This is a genomic window from Mesorhizobium sp. M0207 (genome assembly GCF_040321995.1).
GTDB lineage: Bacteria > Pseudomonadota > Alphaproteobacteria > Rhizobiales > Rhizobiaceae > Mesorhizobium.
The window spans coordinates 151,428-173,119 of sequence record NZ_JAMYSQ010000001.1; the positions used below are offsets into that span (position 1 = coordinate 151,428).

22 protein-coding genes are annotated in these 21,692 nt (G+C 62.9%); 2 read left to right on the plus strand and 20 right to left on the minus strand.

From position 1 onward, the window contains the following. Positions 1 to 16 precede the first annotated feature (16 nt). Together nusA and rimP are read right to left on the minus strand one after the other, a co-directional pair. Complete coding sequence (gene nusA / locus NKJ15_RS00725; RefSeq protein ID WP_352681242.1) at positions 17 to 1,612, minus strand: transcription termination factor NusA; 1,596 nt, start codon at positions 1,610 to 1,612, stop codon at positions 17 to 19. A 47-nt stretch (positions 1,613 to 1,659) separates the two neighbouring features. Then, positions 1,660 to 2,292 (minus strand): ribosome maturation factor RimP, encoded by a 633-nt coding sequence (rimP, locus tag NKJ15_RS00730; protein ID WP_352813708.1) that lies wholly within the window; start codon positions 2,290 to 2,292, stop codon positions 1,660 to 1,662. Positions 2,293 to 2,573: 281 nt separating this feature from the next. Here rimP and NKJ15_RS00735 point away from each other — a divergent pair, with 281 nt between their 5' ends. Then, positions 2,574 to 2,738 (plus strand): hypothetical protein, encoded by a 165-nt coding sequence (locus tag NKJ15_RS00735; protein WP_352470065.1) that lies wholly within the window; start codon positions 2,574 to 2,576, stop codon positions 2,736 to 2,738. Positions 2,739 to 2,798: 60 nt separating this feature from the next. Here the strand turns inward: NKJ15_RS00735 and trmB are convergent, their stop codons facing one another. The 18 genes from trmB to NKJ15_RS00825 all read right to left on the minus strand — a co-directional run bounded on the left by trmB (position 2,799) and on the right by NKJ15_RS00825 (position 19,945). Continuing rightward, a complete protein-coding gene (gene trmB, locus NKJ15_RS00740; RefSeq protein ID WP_352813710.1) occupies positions 2,799 to 3,500 on the minus strand; it encodes a tRNA (guanine(46)-N(7))-methyltransferase TrmB in 702 nt (233 codons plus the stop codon). An 11-nt stretch (positions 3,501 to 3,511) separates the two neighbouring features. After that, positions 3,512 to 4,801: a methionine adenosyltransferase gene (metK, locus tag NKJ15_RS00745; protein WP_023676896.1), complete on the minus strand. Its 1,290-nt coding sequence runs from the start codon at positions 4,799 to 4,801 to the stop codon at positions 3,512 to 3,514. Positions 4,802 to 5,130: 329 nt separating this feature from the next. After that, positions 5,131 to 5,550 carry a helix-turn-helix domain-containing protein gene (locus NKJ15_RS00750; RefSeq protein WP_023676895.1) on the minus strand — a complete coding sequence of 140 codons (420 nt, stop codon included), beginning with the start codon at positions 5,548 to 5,550 and terminating at the stop codon, positions 5,131 to 5,133. Between the two features lie 137 nt (positions 5,551 to 5,687). Next, positions 5,688 to 7,274 carry an apolipoprotein N-acyltransferase gene (gene lnt, locus NKJ15_RS00755; protein WP_352541257.1) on the minus strand — a complete coding sequence of 529 codons (1,587 nt, stop codon included), beginning with the start codon at positions 7,272 to 7,274 and terminating at the stop codon, positions 5,688 to 5,690. Positions 7,275 to 7,503: 229 nt separating this feature from the next. After that, the gene (locus NKJ15_RS00760; protein WP_352767044.1) at positions 7,504 to 7,683 is read right to left on the minus strand and encodes a VOC family protein; all 180 of its coding nucleotides are present in this window, start codon (positions 7,681 to 7,683) and stop codon (positions 7,504 to 7,506) included. A gap of 17 nt (positions 7,684 to 7,700) precedes the next feature. Next, complete coding sequence (locus NKJ15_RS00765; protein ID WP_352613880.1) at positions 7,701 to 8,774, minus strand: hemolysin family protein; 1,074 nt, start codon at positions 8,772 to 8,774, stop codon at positions 7,701 to 7,703. Between the two features lie 28 nt (positions 8,775 to 8,802). After that, positions 8,803 to 9,300 carry an rRNA maturation RNase YbeY gene (gene ybeY / locus NKJ15_RS00770; RefSeq protein WP_352470060.1) on the minus strand — a complete coding sequence of 166 codons (498 nt, stop codon included), beginning with the start codon at positions 9,298 to 9,300 and terminating at the stop codon, positions 8,803 to 8,805. Positions 9,301 to 9,317: 17 nt separating this feature from the next. Further along, positions 9,318 to 10,367 carry a PhoH family protein gene (locus tag NKJ15_RS00775; RefSeq protein ID WP_352541253.1) on the minus strand — a complete coding sequence of 350 codons (1,050 nt, stop codon included), beginning with the start codon at positions 10,365 to 10,367 and terminating at the stop codon, positions 9,318 to 9,320. A 26-nt stretch (positions 10,368 to 10,393) separates the two neighbouring features. Next, positions 10,394 to 11,803, minus strand: coding sequence for a tRNA (N6-isopentenyl adenosine(37)-C2)-methylthiotransferase MiaB (gene miaB, locus NKJ15_RS00780; protein ID WP_352813712.1), 1,410 nt, complete (start codon positions 11,801 to 11,803; stop codon positions 10,394 to 10,396). A 63-nt stretch (positions 11,804 to 11,866) separates the two neighbouring features. Beyond that, the gene (gene olsA / locus NKJ15_RS00785) at positions 11,867 to 12,667 is read right to left on the minus strand and encodes a lyso-ornithine lipid O-acyltransferase (RefSeq protein ID WP_352767049.1); all 801 of its coding nucleotides are present in this window, start codon (positions 12,665 to 12,667) and stop codon (positions 11,867 to 11,869) included. Between the two features lie 21 nt (positions 12,668 to 12,688). Beyond that, entirely contained in the window at positions 12,689 to 13,183 is a 495-nt protein-coding gene (gene rimI, locus NKJ15_RS00790; protein ID WP_352767051.1) for a ribosomal protein S18-alanine N-acetyltransferase, read from the minus strand. Beyond that, the gene (tsaB, locus tag NKJ15_RS00795) at positions 13,183 to 13,875 is read right to left on the minus strand and encodes a tRNA (adenosine(37)-N6)-threonylcarbamoyltransferase complex dimerization subunit type 1 TsaB (protein WP_352767053.1); all 693 of its coding nucleotides are present in this window, start codon (positions 13,873 to 13,875) and stop codon (positions 13,183 to 13,185) included. The genes rimI and tsaB overlap by 1 nt, the downstream gene beginning before the upstream one ends. 159 nt (positions 13,876 to 14,034) lie before the next feature. Beyond that, a complete protein-coding gene (locus NKJ15_RS00800; protein ID WP_352767055.1) occupies positions 14,035 to 15,141 on the minus strand; it encodes a DUF1513 domain-containing protein in 1,107 nt (368 codons plus the stop codon). Positions 15,142 to 15,143: 2 nt separating this feature from the next. Further along, on the minus strand, positions 15,144 to 16,217 hold the full coding sequence (locus tag NKJ15_RS00805; RefSeq protein ID WP_352767057.1) for an imelysin family protein: 1,074 nt from the start codon (positions 16,215 to 16,217) through the stop codon (positions 15,144 to 15,146). Beyond that, a complete protein-coding gene (locus tag NKJ15_RS00810) occupies positions 16,217 to 17,824 on the minus strand; it encodes a di-heme oxidoreductase family protein (protein WP_352767059.1) in 1,608 nt (535 codons plus the stop codon). Before NKJ15_RS00810 ends, NKJ15_RS00805 begins: the two co-directional genes overlap by 1 nt. A gap of 12 nt (positions 17,825 to 17,836) precedes the next feature. Further along, positions 17,837 to 18,322, minus strand: coding sequence for a bacterioferritin (bfr, locus tag NKJ15_RS00815; RefSeq protein ID WP_352767061.1), 486 nt, complete (start codon positions 18,320 to 18,322; stop codon positions 17,837 to 17,839). Next, positions 18,288 to 18,599, minus strand: coding sequence for a (2Fe-2S)-binding protein (locus NKJ15_RS00820; RefSeq protein ID WP_023676882.1), 312 nt, complete (start codon positions 18,597 to 18,599; stop codon positions 18,288 to 18,290). Before NKJ15_RS00820 ends, bfr begins: the two co-directional genes overlap by 35 nt. Before the next feature lie 56 nt (positions 18,600 to 18,655). Beyond that, on the minus strand, positions 18,656 to 19,945 hold the full coding sequence (locus NKJ15_RS00825) for an imelysin family protein (protein ID WP_352814098.1): 1,290 nt from the start codon (positions 19,943 to 19,945) through the stop codon (positions 18,656 to 18,658). 426 nt (positions 19,946 to 20,371) lie between these two features. On the opposite strand from NKJ15_RS00825, the gene NKJ15_RS00830 reads away from it, so the two are divergent. Then, positions 20,372 to 21,619, plus strand: a complete 1,248-nt coding sequence (locus NKJ15_RS00830) for an NAD(P)/FAD-dependent oxidoreductase (protein ID WP_352767063.1) — start codon at positions 20,372 to 20,374, stop codon at positions 21,617 to 21,619. The last annotated feature ends 73 nt before the right edge of the window (positions 21,620 to 21,692 follow it).

Here is a 21,692-nt window from a genome sequence, read left to right on the forward strand (position 1 = left end):
GCGATGCGGTTTCACCTCACGCACCGACGGTTTCGTCAGCCGGCACGCCCTCGGCGGCAAGCTCGTCTTCGGTGATCCAGCCAGCCTTCAGGCGAGCGGCCAGGACCATCTGCTCGGCATCGGCGCGTGATACGCCGTGGTTGGCGAGCACACCCGGGAATACCTTCGTCTCGCCGTCCTTGCGTTCCTTCCAACCGGTCAGGTCGTCGGCGGCGTAGCCGGCGAAATCCTCGATCGTCTTCACGCCGTCCTCGCCGAGCGTCACCATCATGGCGGTGGTGATGCCGGGGATCTCGCGCAGCTCGTCCTTGACGCCGAGCGCCTTGCGCTTCTCGTCATGCTGGGCTTCGATCTTCTCCAGATATTCGCGGGCGCGGGTCTGGATTTCCGAAGCCGTGTCCTCGTCGAAGCCGTCGATCGACGCGATTTCGCCGGAGTCGACATACGCGACCTCCTCGACGCTGGTGAAGCCTTCGGAAGCGAGCACCTGGCCGACCATCTCGTCGACGTCGAGGGCTTCCATGAACAGCGACGACCGTTCGACGAATTCCTTCTGGCGGCGTTCGCTCTCTTCCTGCTCGGTCAGGATGTCGATATCCCAGCCGGTGAGCTGCGAGGCAAGACGGACGTTCTGGCCGCGGCGGCCGATGGCCAGCGACAGCTGATCGTCGGGAACGACGACCTCGATGCGCTCGGCATCCTCGTCGAGCACGACCTTGGCGACTTCCGCCGGCTGCAATGCATTGACAATGAAGGACGCCGCCGAAGGCGACCAAGGAATGATGTCGATCTTCTCGCCCTGCAATTCACCGACGACCGCCTGGACGCGGCTGCCGCGCATACCGACGCAGGCACCGACCGGATCGATGGAGCTGTCGCGCGAGATGACAGCGATCTTGGCGCGCGAACCCGGATCGCGGGCGACCGACTTGATCTCGATGATGCCGTCGTAGATTTCCGGCACTTCCATGGTGAACAGCTTCGCCATGAACTGCGGATGGGTGCGCGACAGGAAGATCTGCGGGCCGCGCTGTTCGCGGCGCACGTCATAGACATAGGCACGGACGCGATCGCCATACTTGTAGTTTTCGCGCGGAATCAGCTCGTCGCGGCGGATGATCGCTTCGCCGCGGCCGAGATCGACGATGACGTTGCCGTATTCGACGCGCTTGACGGTACCGTTGACGATCTCGCCGATACGGTCCTTGTATTCGTCATATTGCCGGTCGCGCTCGGCCTCGCGCACCTTCTGCACGATGACCTGCTTGGCCGACTGGGCGGCGATGCGGCCAAAATCCATCGGCGGTAGCTGTTCGGCAATGAAATCGCCGAGCTGGGCGTCCGGATTGCGCTCGCGCGCCGAGGAAATGGCAATCTGCGTCGCGTAGTCATCGACCTTCTCGACCACTTCCATCAGCCGCTGCAGCTTCATCTCGCCGGTGTTGGCATTGATGTCGGCGCGGATATTGGTTTCCTGGCCGTAGCGCGAGCGCGCGGCCTTCTGGATCGCATCGGCCATGGCGGCGATGACGATCGACTTGTCGATCGACTTTTCACGCGCGACCGCATCGGCGATCTGCAGCAGTTCAAGCCTGTTGGCGCTTACAACCATCTTCTTTCTCCCGAGCTTGTTGCCGACCTTTACGGCCGGCAGCCCAATCACATTTCCTGTTCGGTTTCGTCTTCCGCACCCTCTGGTGCGTCTTCGGGTTCGCCGCGGCGTTTCCTGGCTTCCTTGCGCGCCCGATTGTCCTTCGACAGCGCATCGCGGATAAGGTCGTCGGTCAGAATCAGCCGCGCTTCGGCAATCGCATCGTAGGGAACACGTACCGTCGGCTCCTCGCCGTAAGCGGCCTTGTCACGCTCGATCAGCACACCGTCCGCGTCGCTTTCGGCGATCTTGCCCTTGAAGCGCTTACGGTCGGCGACGAGAACCGACGTTTCCATCTTCACCAGATGGCCGGTCCAGGCTGCAAAGTCCGATTTGCGGACCAGCGGCCGGTCGATGCCCGGCGACGACACTTCGAGATGATAAGCCTTCTCGATCGGATCATCGACATCGAGCGCCGGCGATACCGCCCGGCTGACCTCTTCACAATCCTCGACCGTCATGGTGCCGTCCTCGCGCTCGGCCATGATCTGCAGCGTCAGCCCGTTCTGGCCCGACAAGTGCACACGTACCAAGCGGAAGCCAATGGCGCGCAGTACCGGCTGAACGATCAGCGCGATGCGCGCATCGATGCCGCTTTCGCGGATGATGCGGTCGTCGCCTTCGGTTGCCGTCACTGTCATTCGGTCCTGTCACTCGATTTCTGTCGGTCGGCAGGTAATAAAAAAGAGCGGGACCGGGTGGACCCACTCTTCGTCATACCGACCAAGAATTTGAAGCTGATATAGACGATCGTGGTCCTCGTTTCAAGCCCGTCCTGCATGACGGCAAGGCTCCGAGTCCGCAGCGCTGCTCCAAATGCATGGCGCCCATGCAGTGATCACCGTTTGAGCACCGGCCACGCACGACTATCTACGTTGCATTGCACAATTGGAGCGCTCACTGCGCTCGAAAGGGTCCCATCATGAACAATCGTGGATTTTTTTCAGCCATAGGCGATGTCTTTAGCGTGTTCGGCAGCGCCGTAGCCGCGTCGCGGGCTGTGGAACGCGGTCGCAAGCCGCGTGCGCATGATCTGCGCAATCTCGGCATGGAGCCGGCAGCCTTCAACAAGATCCGTCGCTTCTGAGCCAGGTGGCCGCCGAGAGCCTTCGGCCGGCTCGCCTTGTGCTCAGCTCTAATTTCCCGCCTATTTCCGCACGAAGGTGAGATAGGCGGGCCGTCGGCCTTCGCGAATGGCCTTGGCCTCATAGCGCGTCCCCGGCCAGCCATCATAGGGCCGGTGCCAGTCGGCTGCTTCGCTTGCCTGCCACGTGAAGGCGTCGTGCGCCCGGCAATGCAGGAGCGTCCAGTTCACATAGCTGTCGATATCGGACGCAAAGTGGAACTTTCCGCCGTGCTTCAGGACGCCCGCGAAGCGGTCGAGATTGACCGGGCTGACGAAGCGCCGCTTCCAGTGCTTCTTCTTCGGCCACGGATCCGGATAGAGAAGGTCAATGCCGTCAAGCGAAGCCTGCGGCAGCCAGTCCAGCAGACGTGTGGCGTCGTCGTCATAGACGCGCAGATTGGCAAGCGGCCGCTCCCGGACCGCCATCATCATCTTGGCCATGCCGTTGACGAAAGGCTCGACGCCGATAAAGCCGGTCGCCTGGCTTGCCGTAGCACGGTGCAGAAGATGTTCGCCGCCGCCAAAACCGATTTCGAGCTGGACAGCCGAAACTTCGGCTTCGAAAAGGCTGCGCAGGTCGGCCGGCGGTTCAACCGTCAGATCGAGCCTGTAGGCGGCGAAGCCGCTCTCCAGCGCCGCTGCCTGTTGTGGTCGAATGGTCTTGCCGCGCCGGCGACCGAAAAAGGCCTCGGTCGCACGGCTTGGCCGGTCCTTCGGATCCATAGGCGCCGCGGTTAGGCGGCGACTGCTTCGGCGACCGGTTCGGCGAGAGCATCCTTGAGCGCCTTGGCGAGATCGGTCTTCTCCCAGGAGAAGGATCCGTCGCGGCCGGCCTTGCGGCCAAAATGGCCGTAGGACGACGTCTTGGCATAGATCGGCTTGTTGAGATCGAGGTGGCGGCGGATGCCGGACGGCGACAGGTCCATCACGGCGCGCAGTGCACGCTCGAGTTTTGCCTCGTCGACCTTGCCGGTGCCGTGCAGGTCGACGTAGATCGACAGCGGCTGGGCGACACCGATCGCATAGGAAAGCTGGATGGTGCAGCGATCGGCGAGCTTTGCGGCAACCACGTTCTTGGCGAGATAACGCGCCGCATAGGCCGCCGAGCGGTCGACCTTGGTGGTGTCCTTGCCAGAAAAAGCGCCGCCGCCATGAGGCGCAGCCCCGCCATAAGTGTCGACGATGATCTTGCGGCCGGTCAGGCCGGCGTCGCCATCAGGCCCGCCGATGACGAACTTGCCGGTCGGATTGATGTACCAGTTGCAATTGTCGGCAATCTTCAGGTCGCCCAGTGCTTCGCGAATATAGGGCTCGACGACGTTGCGCACCTTCTTCGAATCCCACGTCTCATCGAGATGCTGGGTCGACAGCACGATCTGCGTCACTTCCGCCGCTTTGCCGTCGACATAGCGGACGGTGACCTGGCTCTTGGCATCCGGCCCGAGCCTGCCGGCATCACCGCTGCCTTCATGGCGCGCAGCCGCCAGCAATTCGAGGATCTTGTGGCTGTAATAGATCGGCGCCGGCATCAAGTCCGGGGTTTCGCGGCAGGCATAGCCAAACATGATGCCCTGGTCGCCGGCTCCCTCCTCGCCTTGCCGGTCGGAGGCGTTGTCGACGCCTTGGCCGATATCCGGCGACTGGCCGTGCAGCAGGACCTCGATCTTGGCTGTCTTCCAGTGGAAGCCGGCCTGCTCGTAGCCGATTTCGCGGATCGCCTTGCGAGCGACCGACTTGAACTTGGCCGGGTTGACGATCGGATGGCCGGCCGCATCCTTCAGGACGTTGCCCTCCTTGTCCTTCTTGAGCAGCGTCTCGGGGACGCGCACCTCGCCGGCGATGACAACGCGATTGGTCGTCGCAAGCGTCTCGCAGGCAACGCGGACCTTCCACGGGTCCATGCCGGTCTTTCTGGCTTCGCGATAGACGAGATCGACAATCTCGTCGGAGATGCGGTCGCAGACCTTGTCGGGATGGCCCTCGGCAACGGATTCCGAGGTGAAGAAGTAATTGTGCCGCGTCACGGGTGTCCCCTCTTGAAAAAAATATCGGCAGGCCGCCGATTTTGGCGCGCCAGTTGTTAACGGTGCCGGGCGTCGCTAGTCAAGCCATGCAGCCGTTCTGGCATGAATTTTGACGTTATTATCCTTGCATCCCGAGACGGCGGCAGGGCGCACTGCGATCAGCCCTTGCGCAACAGACTGAGGAAAACGGCTTCCAGGAAGCGAGTCGAGCGAAATCGATCTGCGCTTTAGCGCATCTGCGGAATGAACATCCCTCAATGCGCGCAGCCGCGAGAAATTGCATGCCCAGCTACGACGAGCCCTTCCTTGTTGAACTCTTCACGGGCCAGTCAATCGACTTCGTCGGTGGAAAGCGACTTCACCAACTCGATGATCTTGCGGCGCACTTTCACATCGGCGATCTTGACGAAGGCGCGATTCAGCTGGAGGCCTTCCGGGCTGCCGCAGAATTCGACGGCGGAGGTCATCGAAGCATCCTCGGCAAATCCACGGTTGCCCACGGGCTCCTGACCGGGCGCATCCTCGAAAAAGAAGGCGACGGGGACGCCGAGTATGGAGGCGATTGCCTGCAAACGGCTGGCGCCGACGCGATTGGTGCCCTTTTCGTACTTTTGGATCTGCTGGAACGTTATGCCGAGGTTTTCACCCAGTTTTTCCTGGCTCATTCCCAGCATATTGCGGCGAAGCCGGATGCGGCTTCCGACGTGGATGTCGATCGGATTCGGCTTTTTCTTGTTTTCTTCTGTCATTTTTTCCTCGCCGAATTTTTCCGGCTTTTTCTATTTTGCTGCCCAAACGACGCCGCGGCCCGTGCCCCAACAGAACGACCTTATCGACTTCGAAAATTTTCAGGCGCTTACAGTATGAGTTTCTAATGTGTCGGCTGTCAATTCGCCCGTAGCCTTTGCCTTACGTTCAAAATGCATGCCGCAACGGCAAGCAAAAACATGATCAGCATTCCGTTAATGCGTCGTTGGCCGGAGGAAACGATGGCTTGGTCGGAGATCGGCACACGCACATCGATCGCGCCGCGTGCATCGATTGCCAGCGCGTCGACGATGCGACCGCGTGGGTCGACAACGGCCGAAATGCCGTTATTAGCCGCGCGCAACAGGGGCACCCCATTCTCCACCGCCCGGATCTGCGCCTGCCTGAAGTGCTGGTACGGCCCCGGCGTGTCGCCGAACCAGGCGTCATTGGTGACGTTCACAATAAGCTCGGCTGACGTTGCGTCAACTGCGACCAGATCGGGAAAGATGACCTCATAGCAAATAAACGGCAGCGCCCGGATACCGCCGGGCAGCGCGATCGGATGCCGCTCATTGCCCGCCGCGAAGGTCATTGGACCGGCAACAAGCTGCTCAAGCCCGAAGCGGCCGAGCAGATCGGCGAAAGGCAGGTATTCGCCGAAGGGTACCAGGTGGACCTTGTCGACGGCATCGACGATTTCGCCCCTTTCGTCGATCGCCACCACAGAGTTGTAGTAACGGCTGCCGGCCGCCGAGCCGCCTTCCTCGCGAACGACGCCGGCGACCAGCATCTGGCCATCGCCAAGCATTTCTCCGATCGCAGGCAGGGCATCCGGACGTTCGGTGAACAGAAACGGCACGGAGGTCTCCGGCCACAGAATCAATTGCGGCCTGTCATGGCCGGGCTCCGGCGCCTTGGCCGAAAGCCCCATCATGGTGGCGAAGATACGGTCACGCACCGAGGTATCCCATTTTTCGGTAAGGTCGACGGCAGGCTGCACTATACGGACGTCAAGGCTGCGGGCGGCCGGCTTTTCGGGGGCGGCGAGCCGGATATAGCCGAAGCCGGCATGGGCGGCGACGAGCACGACAAGCAATGCCGCGCCGAGGCGGAGATGCCGGCGCGCCGCAAGCAGCGCCGGCAGCGCAAAGACGAAGACCGCAAGCGCGTCCATGCCGACCATGCCGGTCACCGAGACGCTCTGCATCAGCAAAGGTACCGGCATCGCCGCATAGCCGACGGCATTCCACGGAAAGCCGGTGAACAGGAAGCCGCGCAGCCATTCCGCCAGCGCAAAGCCGAAGGCGAGCGCGGCGATGCGTCCGATGTCGTTGCTCCACAACAGCCGGGCGACCACGGCGGCGAAACCATAGAAGAAGGCGAGCGCGAGGGGGATGCCGACCACCGCGAACGGCAAGGCCCAGGCAAAGCTGTCGGCCTCGACCAGAAGCGCCGAGCCGACCCACCAGAGACCGGCAAGAAAGTAGCCGAAACCGAACCACCAGCCGATGGCGAAGGCCGGACGCAAGCGCCGCAGAAAACCGTCCGAGGCTTCGCCGGTCGCGCCGTCGAGGAGCCACACCAGCAGGGGAAACGAAACGAAACAGACGGCGAAGAAATCGTACGGCGCCTGGGCAAGAACCGCCAGCGCGCCGGCAAGAAACGCCACCAGCGCGCGCCGCCAGCCCCAAAGCAGAATTATCCGGCCGGCCTGGCGCTCCATCTATGCTTCCGAGTCGTGCGAATCAGGAAGCAAGATTTATCAGGCCGCGGCCTTGGCTCCAAACCGGGCGACGTAGTCCGCTCATAGCTATCGATGCCAGCCTTGTATCTTCAGCCCGCCCAGCCGCTCAGCCTCTTCGCGTGGGACAGCGCCGACAGTCTGGGAAAAGGTCCAGACATGGCCTTCAGGATCGCGCGCGTGTTCTTGCCTGTAACTGAAGCCGGGCTGGCTATATGGTCGGCCCATTCGGAATCGACGATGATATAACCATCGCCGAACCTGCATCGCTGACCACCATGCTCGGCTCGAAGCCGAAGGCCTTTTCAAGCCAGGTCAATGCGGCCTGCGTATCCTCGTAGAAGACGCCGGAGCCCAAGGTCGAGTGCTTGAACGGGTCCTCAACCGGCATCGGGCAAGCCGCGTCTTTCAAGCCTGCTCGGTGCGGACGGCGCGGCGGCGGCGCTCGCCCTTCAGGGTCTCGACGATGCGCACGCGCTTGACGCGGCGCGGATCGGCGTCGAGCACATGGAACTCGAAGCCGGGTATGGCCTGCACCACTTCGCCGCGCGCCGGCACCCGGCCAAGCGTGTTGAAGATCATGCCGCCGATCGTGTCGACATATTCGCCGTGCTCGCCGGCGGCGAAATCCTCGCCGATCATCTTGGCGACGTCGTCGATCTCGGCCTTGCCGTCGACGATGAAGACGCCTTCGCCGGCCTGGGTAATCATCGGCTCGTCCTCGTCATGTTCGTCCTCGATGTCGCCGACCACCATCTCGACGATATCCTCGAGCGAGACGAGACCGTCAGTGCCGCCATATTCGTCGATGACCAGCGCCATCTGGGTGCGCGTCGTCTGCATTCGCCCCATCAGGTCGGAGGCGAGCATCGACGGCGGCACGAACAGCACCGGTCGGATCAGGCTGAGATCGCCTATGGTGCGCGCCAGATCGACCTGGGCGAGATCGAGAACCGTCGCGACCGGAGTTTTCCTGGTCGTCCTGCCCTTTCTGACGCGGGCGACCTTGGTGATGTGCGCCAGCACGTCGCGGATATGAACCATGCCGCGCGGATCGTCGAGCGTCTCCGAATAGACCGGCATGCGGGAATGGCCGGACTGCTCGAACAACCCCAGAAGGTCGCCGAGCTTCGTGGTGATCTCGACCGCCTCGATGTCGGCGCGCGGCACCATGACGTCCTCGACCCGCACTTCGCGCAGGCGCAGGATGTTGTTGAGCATGGCGCGTTCGCCGGGCGAGAAGGATTCTGCATCGCTCGCCGTTTCGGCAAGCGCACCGGCAATCTCCTCGCGCAGGCTGGTGCCGTTGCGGTGCCTGAAAAGCCCGAGCACGCGATCGAACAGGGAAGGACCGGCAGGCGATGCCTCGCTGGCGAAGCTGCCGGTCGTGGTACTCGGACTCGAGCCCTCTTCCGTCGTTTCGGAAGGCTTGATCACACTGCCGGCGTCGGAGCGGGCGGCAGTCTCTGGTTTGTCGTTCATCATCGTCCGGTCAATTGGTCTTTTGTAATTACGTGTAGGGATCGGGAATGGCAAGCCTCGCAAGTGCTGCGCGCTCTGTCGCTTCCATCAGTTCCGCTTCGGCATCCGTTTCGTGATCATAGCCCAGCAAATGCAGCAGGCCATGGATGACGAGATGGGAGATATGGTCCTCGATGGGCTTGTCTTCCAGTGCCGCCTCGCGCGCGACAGTCTCGGCGGCCAGCACGATGTCGCCGAGCATCGGCGGCAGAGGCCCGCCCCTGGCAAACGGAAAAGCCGGAAAAGACAGGACGTTGGTCGGCTTGTCCTTGCCGCGCCAGCCGGCATTGAGCGTACGGATATGGGCATCGTCGGAAAAGACGATGCTGAGCTCGGAACGGCCGTCCGCACCGGTTTCGGCAAAGGCGGCCGAGACGGCACGGTCGACAAGCCGCATCAGCGCCGCCTCGTCGGGCCAGTCGCCCGCCTCGATCGCGATATCGATCTCGACGGGAAGCGGTCCCCCCGCCTTTTGCTCCTCAGCCATGCGGCCGCATAATCGTATCAGCTTTCGACACCCAAGCCCCTGGCCAGCTTGCCGTCACGGTCGTAGGCCTTGACGATCTCGGCGACCAGCGGATGCCTGACGACGTCGCCTTCATTGAAGCGTACGGTCACCATGCCGGTGACGCCGTCGAGGATTCTCAGCGCCTCGACCAGGCCGGATTTGGTGTTTGGCGGCAGATCGATCTGGGTCGGATCGCCGGTGACGATCATGCGCGAGTTCTCGCCGAGCCGGGTCAGGAACATCTTCATCTGCATCGGCGTGGTGTTCTGCGCCTCGTCGAGGATGACGGCAGCGTGCGCCAGCGTACGGCCGCGCATGAATGCCAGCGGCGCGATCTCGATGACCTCAGCAGCAATCGCCCGCTCGACCTTGTCGGCCGGCATCATGTCGTAGAGCGCGTCATAGAGCGGCCGCAGATAGGGATCGACCTTCTCCTTCATGTCACCCGGCAGAAAGCCAAGCCGTTCACCGGCCTCGACCGCGGGGCGCGACAGCACGATGCGTTCGACCATGCCACGTTCGAGCAGCATTGCCGCATGCGCCACCGCCAGATAGGTCTTTCCGGTGCCGGCCGGGCCGATGCCGAAGACGAGTTCCGACCGCTCCAGCGCGCGCATATAGGCGTCCTGGTTGAGCGAGCGGGCATAGATGGTCTTCTTGCGCGTCGATATCTGGGCGGCGGACACCTTGCCCTTGCGCTCCAGCGTCGGCAGCGTCAGCTGGTCGTCGGTGGCGATCGCCATGCGCACGGCGCCGTCGACATCGGACTGGCCGATATCGGTGCCTTTCTGCAGAATGCCGTAAAGATTGTCCAAGGCGCGGCGCGCCTGCTCGGCGGCCGAGGAAGAGCCCTTGATGGTCAATTGGTTGCCACGCGAGCGGATATCGACGCCGAGCTTCTGCTCGAGCCTGGCCAGATTCTCGTCGAACTGGCCGTAAAGGGCGCTGGCAAGCTTGTTATTGTCGAAAGTCAGTACGATGTGCGCGATATCCGAGGCCCCGGAGGGTAGGTTCTGGGGCAGGTTCTTGACTTCAGCAGCGCTCAACCGTCTCTCCTCATCTGCCGAGGCCTTCAGGCCAATTCGGCGAACAGGCTGTTGTAGCCCGTCTTCGTGATTCGTACCTGGATAATGTCACCGATTTCGCCGTCCTTTTCATCAACAATAACCGGCTGCAGCCACGGCGAGCGGCCAACCTTCTGGCCGGCCTGGCGGCCCGGCTTTTCGATCAGCGTATCGATAGTCCTGCCGACCAGGCTTGCGCCGAAATGCTGCTGCTGTTTCAGAAGCAGCGCCTGCAGCCGCTGCAGGCGCTCGTCCTTGACGGCCTCCGGCACGTGATCGCCCATCTCCGCGCCCGGCGTGCCGGGGCGCGGAGAATATTTGAACGAGAAGGCCGAGGCATAGTTGACGTCTTCGACCAACTGCATCGTCGCCTCGAAATCCGCTTCCGTCTCACCGGGAAAGCCGACAATAAAATCGCCGGACAGTGCGATGTCGTTCCGTGCGGCACGGATGCGGTCGATCAACGTCAGATAGTCCTTGGCCATATGCCTGCGGTTCATCGCCTTGAGTATGCGGTCGGAGCCGGATTGCACCGGTAAATGTAGATAGGGCATCAGCGTCGGCAAATCACGATGGGCGGCGATCAATTCATCGTCCATGTCGCGCGGATGGCTGGTCGTGTAGCGCAGCCGCGCCAGACCTGGAATCTCTGCCAGCCTGAACAGCAGCCGGCCAAGGCCCCATTCCTCGCCGTCTTCACCTCTTCCGTGCCAGGCGTTGACATTCTGGCCGAGCAGCGTCACCTCGCGCACGCCGGCATCCGCCAGGCGCTCGGCTTCGGCGACGATCTGTGCCACCGGCCGCGAGACTTCCGAGCCGCGCGTATAGGGCACGACACAGAAGGTGCAGAACTTGTCGCAGCCTTCCTGAACGGTCAAGAACGCCGTCACGCCGCGCCTGATCAGTTCGGCGCGCTTCGGCTGCGGCAGATGCTCGAACTTGTCCTCGACGGCATAATCGGTCTCGACGATCTTTTCGCCGCTCCGCGCCCTCGCCAGTACCCCGGGCAGCCGGTGGTAGGTCTGCGGACCGATGACCAGATCGACAGCCGGCGAGCGGCGGATGATCTCGGCACCCTCGGCCTGCGCCACGCAGCCGGCGACGCCGACCAGCATTTCGCGCCCGGCCTTGGCACGCTCCGCCTTCAGCTCACGGATGCGCCCAAGTTCGGAATAGACCTTTTCCGCCGCTTTCTCGCGGATGTGACAGGTGTTGAGCAGCACCAGATCGGCCTCGCCGATGGCGTCTGTCGCGGCATAGCCGTCGGCCGCCAGAGCATCGGTCATGCGCTGCGAATCGTAGACGTTCATCTGGCAGCCATAGGTCTTGACGAAGACCTTTCTGGTCGCGGCAGGCGGAACGACCAGGTTTTCGGCGGCAGCGCCGATGTCGTCGCGTTCTATCGTGTTCAATTCCATTTCGCGGCTTCTAGCGCCTTTCCCCGACAAAAAACAGACGAATCTGGCCGGAACCTGCGCAGACTACCGGCTCGGGCGCGGTTCGGCGAGCGCCGCCTGCACCATCTCGCGCACCTGGCGTTCCATCTGCTTTGCCGTCTCCTTGCGGCTGGAGCCCTTGGAGAAAGCAATCGCCTCGCCAAAATGCACCTCGACGTCGAGGGCGCCCTCGGCCATCAGCACCTTGAGGTGCGGCATCAGCTCCTCATCGCCGATCCAGGCGGCAACCGGCCGATGCCGGCGGCCGAGCGGCACGCCATGCAGGCGCGTATAGACGATGGCCACCGGCTGGATGAAGACCTGTTCGGCCGCCCCTTCGGCAATCGCCATTGTAGCGGCGCCGAACAGCGTGCTCTTGAACGGCAGGATCATGTTGCCGTCGCCGGTCGAGCCTTCGGCAAACAGCACCATGGCGTCGCCCTTGGCCATCCGGCCGGCGATCTCGGTCGCCTGGTCGCCCGACGAGCGTTTGCGCTCACGTTCGATGAAGACGGTGCGTTGCAGCTTCGACAGCATGCCGATCAGCGGCCAGCCGGCCATATCGGCCCTGGCGATGAACGTCACATCGACCATCGATCCCAGCACCATGATGTCGGTCCAGGAGATGTGGTTGGCAGCAATCAGCAATGGGCGCTGGCCGGACAGCGCTCCCTTGACATGGATGCGCAGCCCCAGTGCCCTGACGATCATTGTGTGCCAGATCTTCAGGATGAAGGTCTCGCGCCAGAGTCCGGTCCTCATCGACAGTATCTGCAAAGGCACAAGCACCAATGAGCCGACGACAACCAGCCCCAGGGCCAGGAAAATCCTGATTTTTCCGATCATCCGTACCACCCCGGCGTTTGGCTAGCGAAGATCGCGGCGCATGACAAGCGCGCCGGTCGGGCCGTGCTCCGGCGACTTGTAATAGTTGGCGCGCTTGCCGACCTCGCGGAAGCCGAACCGCCGGTAGAGCGCGATCGCGGCGACATTGGTCTCGTCGACCTCGAGGAAAAGTGCCTCGGCGCGCTGTGCATGCAGTTCACGCAGCACCGCATCCATCAATTGCCAGCCGAGCCCCCGGCGCCGATGCGAGCGTGCCACCGCGACCGTCAGGATCTCCCCCTCGCCGGCCGCCAGCCGAGCCAGCACGAAACCGACCGGCGGCTTGGCACCCTGTCCGGTCTCGCGCGCGGCATAGCCGAACACCGTGTCCTGCTCGAGCAGCGCGGCGAATTCGTCGTCGGTCCACGGCCGCGCGAAATCCTCGCGATGCAGCACCGACATGGCCGCACTGTCGGCAACCGTCAGCGGCTCGATCGCATAGTCCCTGCGACGCGGCGGGAGGAATGGAATGCGCATCAGTTTTTTTGCCTAGATAGAATAAAGCCGGCCTGCGGCTTGGCGTCGGCGCCGCGCAGATAGAGCGGTTTCGGCTTTTCGCCCTCGCCCTTTTTACCGGCACGTTGGGCGGCGGCCAGCCGGGCATAGACGGCGATGTCGGCGGTGGCCGCCGTCCCGCCGAGATCGAAGCTGCGCCCGGCCGCCGCGGCAATTTGGGTTGCCGCCGTGCCGGCGAGAACCGCAGATCTGTCGACCGCCATGGCTGCTGCTTGCGAGAGCGTGGTCACGGCCGGACCAAAGATCAGAACCGACCTCTCATCGTAAAGTGCCGCATGGATCTCCTCGCGACCTGCATCGAGCGCGGCGAGCACGGCGCGACCGGGAAATGCCGCTCTCGCTTGCGCCGCCAGGGCCTCCAGAGTCGTCACGCCGATCGCCGGGATTTTCAGCGCCAGCGCAAGGCCGCGCGCCGCCGAGACGCCGACGCGCAGACCGGTGAAGGAGCCCGGACCCGTCGAAACGGCAATGGCGCCGAGGCCGGAATAGTCGGTTCTGCTGGTCCCCAACGCCTTTTCGATGACACCCATCAGATGCTCGGCATGACCCTTACCGAGATCGAGCACCGAACGGCCGAGTTCTTTCCCGGCCGCCGCTTCGTAGACGCAGGCGGCGCAGAGATTGGCGGCACAGTCGATGGCAAGCAATTTCATGAAGCGGCCGGTTGAGACAGTTTCGAAAACAGCTTCCCTCTGCCCGCCAGGGCTGATCCCCGCAAGGGAATAATGGATAAATCGTCAGGCGACTTGGCTTCGGCGCGGGTCCAAGAATGTAAGTTCCAACGCACGCAATCGCCACAATAGGTATCGGGACTAGCCGACCTGCTCGATACGCAGCACGTGATTGTCCCAGACATAGTCCGGCTCGGAATGTATCGAGCCACCGGACTCGACGATATCGCCGGCGCCGGTCGTCGCCATGAAGCTTTCCCCATCGGCTGCAACGCCGCAAACCTCGACCAGCGCCTTGGTGGCGACGATGCGGCCGCTGGCCGCGTCGATCACGGCAAGTGAATTGCCCTCAGGCGAAGACACCGCGATGGTGCCGGCAGCAGGGTTGGCGGCGACCGAGCCGATATAGTTCCTGAAGGCGGAGAGCACGTCCTGCGACATGTCGAGTAATTTCAGGTCCATGCCGCGTGCCGCGCGGCCGAGCAGTGGCGGACGATCGGTACCCGGCCCCCTGTATTGACAGCCGAACCAGACGGTGCCGGAGCGGTCGGCATCCATATGGCGGATCGACAGTTGGTGCAGCGCCGGCGGTAATTCGTGCTTTTCGGTGAGATCGCCGGTAAGGCGGTCGACCAGAACATAGGAAGGCTTCATCGTTGCGATATTGAGCTCGGCGCGGCCATAATCCGGATGCGTTTCGATGCCGCCATTGGCGACAGCGATTGTCCTGCCGTCGGAGAGAAGCAGAAGTTCGTGCGGGCCCACGCCGTAGGTCGGGAACTCGCCGATGCGCTTGAATTTCGCATGCGCGTCATAGACGCCGACGACGCCGGCGGCATTGTCGAAATCGTTCTCGGTTGCGTAGAGCAGCGTGCCATCGGCCGAGAACACACCATGGCCGAAGAAATGCCGGCCGGCAACGCTGGCAATGGTGTGCGGTTTATCGCGGCCGGTATGGTCGAAGACGACAGCAAAGGTGCCCGGCTGCCTGGCAAACACCACCGAACGCTTGGACACCGGGTCGAAGGTAACGTCGTGGCCCCGATCGGGCAGATCGATCGTGTGCAACAACTTGCCGGCCTCGGACAGGACGGCCGCGCCATAGCTGCCGTCGCGCTTGACGAAAGCGGTGGCGAAGACCGCGTCGGCGTCGATTGTCTTTGCCCACGCCGACGGCGCCATCGCCGCTACGAAACCAGCGCCTGCGGCCCTCAGGAAATCGCGCCGATCGATCAGCGGCGTCCTCATGATCAGTCACCATCCAATGACGAGAACCCGGCGGTCAGGCCGAATTCGGCGGTCAGCCTGGTGCCGATCAGGGTCGTCAGGCTGGATGTCACCAGCGAGAAATAGTCGAGCTTCTGGCGCAGCGCCGGATCGGCAAGTGCCTTGTCGATCGGTCCCCTGATCGCCTTGGCCGCCTCGATCCCGTTGGTGAGCTGGATGTGGACCGATTCTGCCATCCAGCGCGCATCGGGCGGCAGCGCGTCGCCAAGCTGCGAGGCCTGGAACAGCGTGTCCATGCCCGCCAGATTCCCGGTCAGCGAGCGGGCGGTGTTTTGCGAGCGCCAATAGATCGCCTGTTTCGGTTTGTCGGCCTCCGGCTTGGCGCCCAGGAAGCCTTTCAGGCGTACGTCGCGGACCATTTCCAGCTCGTTGATGAAGACGCCGACCAGTTCGGTCACCGCTTCGGTGCCGTCGTGGTAGAGCGCGTTCTGCGGACCCGGATTGGCCCAGAGCGCGGCAAAGCCGTTGGGCTCGTTCCAGGCATCGCCAACCTCGCCGGCAATCGTCTCGACATTGCCGGCAATGGCCGCACCGTAGGCGCAGCGATAGGCGTCGTCCCTGCCGACCAATTGACCGGCTCCGTCGCCGTAGAGGACGAATTCCAGTGCGCCGAGCCCTTGCATGGCGACGCTCTTTGTAGCCAGCTGGGCCGGATCGGCGGCTGTCGGATCCTTGCCGGCAAGTGCTGCCTGCACCTGCTTCAGGCCGATGCTCTTGCGGTCCGGCCAAAACAGCATGCGCTCAAGCCGGTTGTTTTCCGCGATCGGCCCGAAACGGATGATTTCCACCACCGACCAGGCATCCACGACGCCTGAGAATTCGGCGCGTGCCGCATCGAGAGTGTCTTGCGAAGGCGCCTGGCAAAGCGCGTGCATGGTCTTGGCCAAGCTGTCCGCATGGTCATGCAGTCTGGCATAGGCCGGGCGGACGAAGCCGTCGATCGCCCGCTGGATCACATCCGAAGCCTTCACCGCCGCGGATGCCGGCAGCGCACCGGCGAGGACCAGCATCAGAGCGAATGCAAGACGCTTCCGCATCAGAGCGACTCCAGAAACTTGATCAGCGCGGCGCGGTCGGCCGCATCGGCAGCGGCAAAGCGGTCACGCGCCTTCTGGCCCTCGCCGCCATGCCACAGAATCGCCTCGGCCAGGCTTCGTGCGCGCCCGTCATGCAGGAAGAAGGTGTTGCCGCTGACGGTCTGGGTGAGCCCGATGCCCCACAGTGGCGGCGTGCGCCATTCGCTTCCCGTGGCCTCGCCCACCGCCTGTCCGTCGGCAAGACCAGGTCCCATGTCATGCAGCAGGAAATCGGAATAAGGCCAGATCAGCTGGAAGGCCTGCGCCTTGTTCGGGGTGCCGCGGCGGGTGACGAATTTCGGCGTATGGCAGGAGATGCAGCCCATATCGTAGAACAGTTTTTTGCCGGTGAGCACGTCCGGTCTGTCGAGATCGCGCCGGGCCGGCACGGCAAGGTTTTGCGAATAGAAGGTCACGAGGTCCATGACCGGCGGCGGCGCTTCGACCGGACCGAGGCGCTCCTGTACACCGTTAGGTAGGCCAAGGCAGGTCTTTTCCGCGGCGCTGCAATCGCCCCAGTGCTTCGGCACTTCAGGCGTCGAAATGCCAATATCGCCGGCAAAAGCGTCCGCCGATTGCTGGCGGATCGATGCCGCCTGCGCCTTCCAGCCGAAACGGCCGAGCGTCAGTTCACCGCTGCTGGCGTCGCGTATTATGTTTGGCCTGCCGGAAATCCCGTCACCATCGCGGTCGGCCGCATCGGCACGCGCAAGGATGTCGGCAGGAGCGATCTGCTCGACCAGGCCAAGGCCGATCATCGGCGGTGTCATGCGCGGCGACAGCGTGGTGTGCGGATCGAGCGGCCCGTAGGCGAGACCCTCGACCGAATAGCTCGGCTTGCGCAGCGACACGACGCTGCCGTCCGCCAGTTTTACTTTTTGCTCCTGATAATCGACATGCATCCTGCCTTCGCCCTGCAGGCCGGGAACGGCTAGCTCCTGAAGTTGTGTGCCATAGACCGGGTCGGGAAAGTTGAGCACCTTGTGATCGGCGAGCGCGGCTTTCTCCTCCTCGGTACTGGCTTCCCTTGCCAGGCGCAGGAACATCGAGGTGGTGCCGCTGTCGCCTTGGGGCGGATGGCCGCGACCGTCCTTCAGATGACAGTTCTGGCAGGCGCGCTCGTTGAACAACGGACCGAGCCCATCCGAGGCTTGTGTCGAGGATGGCGAGGACACCCAGTTCTTGCGGAAAATGGCGTTGCCGAGCTTGAAGGTACCCTCTTCCTCGAAGCTGACATTGGCAGAGGATTGCGAGAAGGCGTCCTTGTTGACGTCCTTCTTCGAGGTGCCGGCGCCGCCCTGCATCAGCTCGAATTGCTCGGGCTTGGAGAAATCGCTGGTCGGCCTGGTGATGGCGATGACGCGCGCCAGATCCTTCGGCGTCAGATCCGTGCGGCTGGTGGCAACCCCCGCCGGTTGCGGCGCCCCGGCCAGCGCCGAGGCTGTGAGCGTCGCCACCACGGCAAGAAAGGCGCCGCGAAAGATACCGTATCGCGGCTTCTTCTGAGGCGGCAGGCCACAATGCCCGGCCGGCCGCAAGCGGCGCATGAAATCTAGGGGGCGCCGCATTCCGGCATGTCCTTATTCCGCCTCGTCGGCCGACGCTGCGTTGAGTTGGCCGTACTTTTCTTCGCCGATCGAGGCGAGCAGGTCGAGTTGCGTCTCGAGGAAGTCGATGTGATCTTCCTCGTCAGCCAGCAATTCCTCGAACAGCTTCATCGTCACGTAGTCGCCTGCTTCGTTACAAACCTCGCGCGAACGCTTGTAGGCGGTGCGCGCGTCATATTCGCCGGCCAGATCGGATTCGAGCACTTCCTTGACATTCTGCCCGATGCGCAGCGGCGCCACGGACTGCAGGTTCGGATGGCCCTCGAGGAAGATGATGCGCGCCACGAGCCGGTCGGCATGGTGCATCTCCTCGATCGATTCAGCGCGTTCCTTCTTCGCCAGCTTGGCGTATCCCCAGTCTTCCAGCAGCCGGAAATGCACCCAGTATTGATTGACCGCCCCAAGTTCCAGAAACAGAGCCTCGTTAAGCCGCTCTATGATCTGCTGTTCGCCTTTCATGGGTTCTGCTCCCGTATTGGACGCGCAGGCCTCTGACGCGATCCAGGTGTGAAACGATGTCCACGCCACTCGCCGCCGAGCGGGCATGGTAATTTTCGGTGACCCGAATGATCGTTTCGACCACATTTGGGAAGCAGCCGCAACAGCGACCGCGCTTGTGCATGGCGTGATAGACCTTCGCCGGCACGATCAGCTGCCAGGGGTCCTCATCCAGCAGTCCGACGATCGTCTGCTCTATCTCCTTTTCGGTGATGATGTTGCAATGGCAGATCAGCATTTGTCGCTCTGGCTAACGTTGCTTCGTTGCGTCGCGTGGCTGGTGGTTTCGATAGTCTATTGGAACACCTTGTCCGGTGAATCGAGGCTGTCCGAGCCCTCGAAGGCTATCGCATTGAGCTTCAGGGTACCGACGGCGCGTTCGATCGACTTGGTCTGATCGACCAGCCCGTCGATCGCCGCCTGCACAGTGGCATTGCCTTCCGTGTTGCCTTCTCCGATCTGCTGGTCATAGGCCTCGCCGGCAAGCACCCGCGCCTTGATGGCCTCCATCTTGGCGACGGTGACGTCCAGTTTGTCCGACAATTCCTTGTCAACCGCCGGGTCGACCGCCTTGACCATGTCGGCCACCGACGGCCCCTCGACGACAGTGCCGTCGAGCCGCTTGTAGCTGCCGTGATAGGCGGCACGGATGCCGATCGCATCGTAAAGATGGGAGTTGTAGGTATTGTCGGAGAAGCAATCGTGCTCCTCTTCCGGGTCGTGCAACAAGAGGCCGAGCTTCATCCGCTCTCCGGCGAGCTCGCCATAGGACAGCGAGCCCATGCCGGTGAAGATGGTCGAAATGGCGGCGTTCAGCTCGCCATCGACAAGGTTCTTGCGGGCGGCGCCGCCTTCCTTCCAGTCGTCGACCATATCCTTTAGATCGGAAACCAGAAGGTCGCTCGCCGATTTCAGATACTGTCCGCGACGGTCGCAATTGCCGCCGGTGCAATTGGCGAGGTCGTAATCGGTGTAGGGCCGTTCGCCGGCGCCCGGACCGGTGCCGTGTAAGTCCTGACCCCAAAGCAGGAATTCGATGGCGTGATAGCCGGTCGCCACATTGGCCTCGATACCGCCGGCCTCCTGCAGTGTGCCGGAGAGGAACTCCGGCGTCAGCTCGGTGGCGTCGACCTTCTTGCCGTTGATCTCGATCGACTTGTTGGCGATCACATTGGCGGTGTAGAGCGCGTTGGCGTCCGACTCGGTGCCGTAGCTCTTGGCGACATAGTCGATCAAGCCTTCGTCGAGCGGCCAGGAGTTCACCTTGCCTTCCCAGTCGTCGACGATGGCATTGCCGAAGCGATAGACCTCGGTCTGCTGATAGGGAACGCGCGATGCCTTCCAGGCCTCGCGGGCGGCGTTCAGCGTTTCGGCAGATGGCTTGGCGAGCAGCGCATCGACAGCCTTGTCGAGCGCCTCGGCCGTGATCAGCGAATCCTCGTATTTGGCGAGCGCAATGTCGGAATAGGTCTTGATGACCGCCTTGGCATCGGTTTGCGCCTTGGCCGGCAGCACGAACACAGCCGCCGTCAGCATCGCGGTGGCGCCGATCGCTGCAAGCCTGCCGCCATACCGCGCGGTCATCATCGTTCTCATGACTGTCTCTCCTCGGGAATCAATGAAATGCCGGCGCCGCGGCGGGCAGTTGCCAGCGGGCAAAGAAGGGTCGCGCCATCGCGCGGTTCGCGGAAGAAAGACACCGAAATGCCTCCAATCGAAAGGGTTCAAGGCCCAGACATCAAAGGGATGCGCTGACGCGCGAGCTTCCATAAAACGGCGAAGACGCCGGATGTCAACTGGTGGCATAGAAAAACTTCAATTGAAACAACAGTTTAGAATTATTCTAAACTAGAACTGTCAACTTTAACACCGACGTATGAGGAATGCCGGCGCATGACGCAGTTGACAGGCGGCCGTTCCGGGTGCGACCCGGATCGGCGCTCTTGCGGCGGCGCCGGACAATCGCCACCTGGCGAGACGTCCTAGATTTGGATGAGGAATCGGGCTGTTATGAAGAACGGGATCGTCATTGTCGGTGCGGGTCATGCGGGCGTGCAAGCGGCCGCCAGCCTGCGCGAAGAAGGCTATGACGGCCCGGTGATCCTGGTCGGCGACGAAAACGAATTGCCCTACCACAAGCCGCCGCTGTCGAAGACCTTCATCAAGGATCAGCAAGCAAAGCCGCAGCCGTTGCGCGGCGAGGCTTTTTATACCGGCAGCGCCATCGACTTCCGGCCAGGCCTCCGGATCGAGCGCATCGATGTCGGCGGCCACAGGCTGGGGATCTCGGGCGGCGGTGTGTTGCCGTTCGACCGGCTTGTCCTCGCCACCGGCGCGCGGCCGCGCCTGCTGCCGCTGCCGGGTTCGGAGCTTTCCGGCGTTGTGTCGCTGCGCTCGCTCGGCGATGCCCGCCTGATCCGCGAATTGAGCGCGCAAAGCGAGGAGGTCGTCATCCTCGGCGGCGGCTTCATCGGCCTGGAAATTGCCGCGACGCTCACCGCGGCAGGCCGCAAGGTTACGGTGGTCGAGGCGGTCGACCGGCTGCTCGGCCGCGCCGTGGCAGCGGTCATCGCCGGCCATGTGCGCCTGCGGCTGGAGGCCACCGGTGTGCGCATCCTTACCGGCACCACCATCGAACGGCTGGAGGACGAGAACGGCCGTGTTTCGGCTGCAATCACCTCATCCGGCGAAAGATTGCCGGCGCAGATGGTCGTCATCGGCATTGGCGTCGTGCCGAATGTCGAACTGGCCGAAGCCGCCGGCATTGCCATCGGCAACGGCATCCGCGTCGACCAGCAGATGCGTACGTCGGTGCCGGAAATCCTCGCCATCGGCGATGCCGCCTCCTACCGGCACTGGTTCACCGGCGGCGATGTGCGGCTGGAATCGGTACAGAACGCCACTGACCAGGCGCGGCTCGCCGCGCGCACCATCGTCGGCCACACCGACAATTACTCGGCAGTGCCGTGGTTCTGGTCCGATATCGGCGACATGAAGCTGCAGATGGTCGGCCTGATTGCGGGTGGCGACAGCCATGTCGTGCTGGGCGACGTGGCCGAGAACAAATTCTCGATCTACCACTATGCCGGAAGCCGGCTGCTCGGCATCGAATCGGTCAACCGGCCCGGCGACCACATGCTTGGCCGCAAGATGCTCGGCGCCGGCTTTTCGCCGTCGCCGCAGATTGTCGCGACCGGGCCGGGTGGACTGAAGGCGGCGCTCGCCGCCTTCCAGGAGCCTGTCCGCGCTGCGGGATAAGATCAAACCCAATCACCCTGAATGACCAAGTTCGACCGGGAGCTGACCTTCAAAATATATAGCGAAGTAAAGG

Excerpts from the sequence above, each read along its gene's own strand:
- nusA (WP_352681242.1), bottom strand. The coding sequence starts at position 1,612 with ATGGTTGTAAGCGCCAACAGGCTTGAACTGCTGCAGATCGCCGATGCG.
- rimP (WP_352813708.1), bottom strand. The coding sequence starts at position 2,292 with ATGACAGTGACGGCAACCGAAGGCGACGACCGCATCATCCGCGAAAGC.
- NKJ15_RS00735 (WP_352470065.1), top strand. The coding sequence starts at position 2,574 with ATGAACAATCGTGGATTTTTTTCAGCCATAGGCGATGTCTTTAGCGTG.
- trmB (WP_352813710.1), bottom strand. The coding sequence starts at position 3,500 with ATGGATCCGAAGGACCGGCCAAGCCGTGCGACCGAGGCCTTTTTCGGT.
- NKJ15_RS00750 (WP_023676895.1), bottom strand. The coding sequence starts at position 5,550 with ATGACAGAAGAAAACAAGAAAAAGCCGAATCCGATCGACATCCACGTC.
- lnt (WP_352541257.1), bottom strand. The coding sequence starts at position 7,274 with ATGGAGCGCCAGGCCGGCCGGATAATTCTGCTTTGGGGCTGGCGGCGC.
- NKJ15_RS00760 (WP_352767044.1), bottom strand. The coding sequence starts at position 7,683 with ATGCCGGTTGAGGACCCGTTCAAGCACTCGACCTTGGGCTCCGGCGTC.
- NKJ15_RS00765 (WP_352613880.1), bottom strand. The coding sequence starts at position 8,774 with ATGAACGACAAACCAGAGACTGCCGCCCGCTCCGACGCCGGCAGTGTG.
- ybeY (WP_352470060.1), bottom strand. The coding sequence starts at position 9,300 with ATGGCTGAGGAGCAAAAGGCGGGGGGACCGCTTCCCGTCGAGATCGAT.
- miaB (WP_352813712.1), bottom strand. The coding sequence starts at position 11,803 with ATGGAATTGAACACGATAGAACGCGACGACATCGGCGCTGCCGCCGAA.
- olsA (WP_352767049.1), bottom strand. The coding sequence starts at position 12,667 with ATGATCGGAAAAATCAGGATTTTCCTGGCCCTGGGGCTGGTTGTCGTC.
- rimI (WP_352767051.1), bottom strand. The coding sequence starts at position 13,183 with ATGCGCATTCCATTCCTCCCGCCGCGTCGCAGGGACTATGCGATCGAG.
- tsaB (WP_352767053.1), bottom strand. The coding sequence starts at position 13,875 with ATGAAATTGCTTGCCATCGACTGTGCCGCCAATCTCTGCGCCGCCTGC.
- NKJ15_RS00800 (WP_352767055.1), bottom strand. The coding sequence starts at position 15,141 with ATGAGGACGCCGCTGATCGATCGGCGCGATTTCCTGAGGGCCGCAGGC.
- NKJ15_RS00805 (WP_352767057.1), bottom strand. The coding sequence starts at position 16,217 with ATGCGGAAGCGTCTTGCATTCGCTCTGATGCTGGTCCTCGCCGGTGCG.
- NKJ15_RS00810 (WP_352767059.1), bottom strand. The coding sequence starts at position 17,824 with ATGCGGCGCCCCCTAGATTTCATGCGCCGCTTGCGGCCGGCCGGGCAT.
- bfr (WP_352767061.1), bottom strand. The coding sequence starts at position 18,322 with ATGAAAGGCGAACAGCAGATCATAGAGCGGCTTAACGAGGCTCTGTTT.
- NKJ15_RS00820 (WP_023676882.1), bottom strand. The coding sequence starts at position 18,599 with ATGCTGATCTGCCATTGCAACATCATCACCGAAAAGGAGATAGAGCAG.
- NKJ15_RS00825 (WP_352814098.1), bottom strand. The coding sequence starts at position 19,945 with ATGACCGCGCGGTATGGCGGCAGGCTTGCAGCGATCGGCGCCACCGCG.
- NKJ15_RS00830 (WP_352767063.1), top strand. The coding sequence starts at position 20,372 with ATGAAGAACGGGATCGTCATTGTCGGTGCGGGTCATGCGGGCGTGCAA.